Origin of the sequence: Hahella sp. CR1 (genome assembly GCF_029813005.1) — a bacterium.
GTDB lineage: Bacteria > Pseudomonadota > Gammaproteobacteria > Pseudomonadales > Oleiphilaceae > Hahella.
Genome location: NZ_JAPELK010000043.1, coordinates 1 through 892, shown reverse-complemented (window position 1 = coordinate 892; position 892 = coordinate 1). Strand labels below are relative to the sequence as shown.

Genomic DNA, 892 nt, shown 5'->3' with positions numbered 1-892 from the left:
CTGGCTCATTACTTGATCGAACAAGGAGTGAAGCCCGACGTGTTGATAGGGCTCTGTATGGAGCGGAGCCTGGACATGATCATTGGATTACTGGGTATCTTGAAAGCCGGCGGCGCTTACGTGCCTCTGGACCCAAGCTACCCTATGGAGCGACTGGGTTACATGATCGAAGACAGCGGCGTTGAGCTGGTCGTGACTCAAACGGCGCTAAAGAGATCCATTCCTCCTCTGGCGAACATATCCTCTATTTGCCTGGATGCGGAAGACCATCAGCAATTACTCTCTCTGCGCTCCGATAGGAATATTGCTAAAGACCGTCTGCAACTGACTTCGCAGCACTTGGCGTATGTGATTTACACCTCGGGTTCGACAGGCAGGCCTAAAGGGACGCTGATACCTCATCAAGGCGTAACGCGGTTAGTTACCGGGAATGACTATGCGCCATTAAACGATAAAACCGTCATGGGCCAGTGCGCGACGATTACATTTGATGCAGCTACATTTGAGATCTGGGGGGCTTTACTTAATGGCGGAAGGCTGGTCCTCTACCCTCAGCCTGTCCTAGACATTCTGCAACTCAATGAGTTTATCCACAGCAACCATATCAACACCCTATGGTTAACCTCTGGCTTATTTGATCATTTCGCCAAGGACGCATCCAAGATCAACTCTTTGAAATACCTCCTAACGGGAGGAGATGTAGTTTCGCCTTATACCGTTTCCAAGCTGTATTCCACTAACCCTGACTTAACGATAATTAACGGCTATGGTCCGACTGAAAATACAACCTTTACGTGCTGCTTTACAATTTCCTCCAATATCGATGTAAACAGATCGATTCCTATCGGTCGCCCAATTAAAAACACGTCCGTTTATGTATTATCGCCGAACC

1 protein-coding gene is annotated in these 892 nt (G+C 48.4%); it reads left to right on the top strand.

Annotation, left to right across the window (positions count from 1 at the left end; translation table 11 throughout):
• Nucleotides 1-57: 57 nt before the first annotated feature.
• Nucleotides 58-892: AMP-binding protein (locus ONV78_RS31825; RefSeq protein ID WP_279508613.1), on the top strand; the 835-nt coding region annotated here is incomplete at its 3' end.